Genomic DNA, 2,564 nt, shown 5'->3' with positions numbered 1-2,564 from the left:
CGGGCTGCGGGTGGCCATCACGGGACGGATGGCCGGCACCGAGGGCTGCACCTCCGAGGTCTCCTCCGCGCCGGGGCGGGGCACCACCGTCACCCTGGCCTGGAGCCCGACCGGTCCCGCCCCGCAGGAGCCGGCAGGCGTGCCCTTCGAGGACCTCACCCCCACGTGGATCTTCCGCACCCAGCACGCCGTCGTCGCCGGGCTGGTCGTCCTCGGACTCGGTCTCGCGGGCGGGTGGCAGGTCCCGTCCCTCGTCGTGGCGATGGTGGCGGTGTCCGTCCTGCTGTGGGCGCTGCTGCAGGGCGAGCACCTGCGTCTGCCCACCCCCGCGACGGTCGTGGCGGCGGTGGCTCTGCCGGTGTTCCTGGCGTCGACGCTCATCGACGCCACCCCGCCCGCCCCGCACCTGCCCGTCCTGTGGCAGCTGTGGATCCACGTGCTCTTCTGCCTCTACCTGGCCATCCGGGGCCGGTGGGGTGTGGCGGTGGGGTCCTGGATGGTGGGGGTCGCGCTCGTGGGCTGGTGGGGTCCCGCCGACGGCTGGATGCGGGACCTCCTCACCATGAGCGTTCTCATGGTGCCGGCGGCCGCCGCTCCCCGGCTGGTGGCGCTGCTCAACCGGCGTCTGGGAGGGGAACTGGCCGAGGAGTACCGGCGCACCGCAGGCCTGAGCCTCATCGCGGCCCGGCGTTCCTTCCTGGCGGACAGCGCGGCGTGGATCGGCGGGCAACTGACGACGGCGCTCGACCCCGCCCGCAGCCCCGAGACCCTGCGGGCCAATGCACACCTGCTGGAACTCAGGCTGCGCGATTCGATCCGGTCCCCGCTGTTCCAGGAGGAGGAGATCACCCGTGCGGTGTGGGAGGCCCGGGCCAGGGGAGTAACCGTCCGCCTCTACGACGACCGCACCACCCTCCTGCACCACAGCGACCCTGATGAACGGACGCGGGCCACCCACCGTGTGCTTCTCGACGCCCTCGCCGACCCCACCTCCCGCACCATCACCGCCCGGCTCCTGCCGGTGGGGCGCGCCGACTACGCGGGCATCATGGTCGTCGACGCGGCGGGGGAGACCCACCGCGAAGTCATCAGCGCCCGGGACCCCTAGTCCGGGCCGGTGTCAGTGGAAGAGGCCCTTGATGCTGCCGGCGTCCTCCAGCAGTGCCACGACCAGCGAGGTGTGGATGGTACCGAGAGGCACACCCCCGCCGGGCCCCTGCGAGGCGGGCACGTGCGTAGCGGAGGTACGGCCCGACGACGGGGACGACTCGTCGCGGCCGACGGTGCCGGAACCTCCCGCGGAGCACATCCGCAGCTCCGCCCGGAAGGCGTCCGCCTCGGTCTGCGCGCCGGGGGTCCGCTCCCAGGCCCGCAGCCAGGCCTCCTCGGCGGCCACGGACAGACCCTCCCGGGTGCCGCTGAGCAGCCGCGTCGTTCCGGTGCGGCGGGAATCCGCGAGCTGGTTGCGAGCCTCGGCGGGTGTCATCGTGTAGCGGTCGCCGCCGGCGGCACGGTGGTTGTTGCGCTCGACGAGGATGCGCAGCGGCGCGGTGGCCTCCCCGTCCCGGTAACCGGCACGGGCGCTCGCCGCGTTGATCCGCCCCAGAGCCGCCTGGATGTGGACGGGCATGTCAGCCAGCTGCTCGGAGGTCTTGTCCGCGTGCCAGGTCCGGGCGAGGGTCATGTCCTCCGCCGCGGAGGGGACGTCCCGCAGGATCTCCGCGGACCAGTTCGCGGCGAACACGCCGGACAGGGCGAGTCCGCTCTCGGTCTCGGCGGGGGTGTGGCGGACGGTGCACACACCATCCGTCGTGGTGATGTGGGCGGCGTGCGTGACGGAGGCCCCGGCCAGCGGGAACGCCAGGAGCGCCATGCATGCCGTCAGTGCACGGGCGGTCCGACGGCGGGACATACCTGACTCCTATCACTGAAAAAGGCACGGGGGTGGTGACGCCAGATTAATCGTCGGAGAGCAATATGTCCAGGGATCTCACGCGTCCGGCGGAGTGTCGGGCCCCTGGAATCTGAGGATGTGGGCGGACCCCGGTAGGCTGGTCACGGAAATCTGTCTTCCGTCGGCCCGTTTCTCACGGGCGCGGACCTACGACCACCAACGACCATGTGCAGGAGAACAATGACCGTCACTAAGCAGCCCAGCTTCAACCCCGGCAAGGGAGCCGGCGAGCCGGTGGGCGTCGCCATTCTCGGCCACGGCACCGTCGGATCTGAGGTGCTGCGCCTGATGGGCGAGTACTCCGACGCGCTCGCGCACCGCATCGGCGGTCCGCTCGAGATCAAGGGTGTGGCCGTGTCCGACCTCTCCAAGCCGCGTGAGGGCGTGGCCCGGGAGCTGCTCACCGATGACGCTCTCAGCCTCATCAACCGCGAGGACGTCGACATCGTCGTCGAGGTCATCGGCGGCATCGACTACCCGCGCGAGCTGGTCCTGGCCGCCCTGCGCGCCGGCAAGTCCGTCGTCACCGCCAACAAGGCCCTCGTCGCCGCCCACGCCGACGAGCTGGCCGAGGCCGCCGACGCCGCCAACGTCGACCTCTACTTCGAGG

At 71.8% G+C, this 2,564-nt stretch carries 2 protein-coding genes and 1 pseudogene; 2 read left to right on the top strand and 1 reads right to left on the bottom strand.

Annotation, left to right across the window (positions count from 1 at the left end):
• On the top strand, positions 1-1,108 hold a 1,108-nt coding region (locus tag GXZ33_RS08650; protein ID WP_291340534.1), incomplete at its 5' end, for a hypothetical protein.
• A 12-nt stretch (positions 1,109-1,120) separates the two neighbouring features.
• Here GXZ33_RS08650 and GXZ33_RS08645 read toward each other — a convergent pair.
• Positions 1,121-1,912 carry a hypothetical protein gene (locus GXZ33_RS08645; RefSeq protein WP_291340532.1) on the bottom strand — a complete coding sequence of 264 codons (792 nt, stop codon included), beginning with the start codon at positions 1,910-1,912 and terminating at the stop codon, positions 1,121-1,123.
• A 222-nt stretch (positions 1,913-2,134) separates the two neighbouring features.
• On the opposite strand from GXZ33_RS08645, the pseudogene GXZ33_RS08640 reads away from it, so the two are divergent.
• Positions 2,135-2,564: pseudogene (locus GXZ33_RS08640) on the top strand (homoserine dehydrogenase); the annotation flags it as partial.

The organism is Corynebacterium sp. (genome assembly GCF_012838985.1).
Lineage (GTDB): Bacteria > Actinomycetota > Actinomycetes > Mycobacteriales > Mycobacteriaceae > Corynebacterium.
This window is presented reverse-complemented; position numbering and strand designations above follow the sequence as displayed.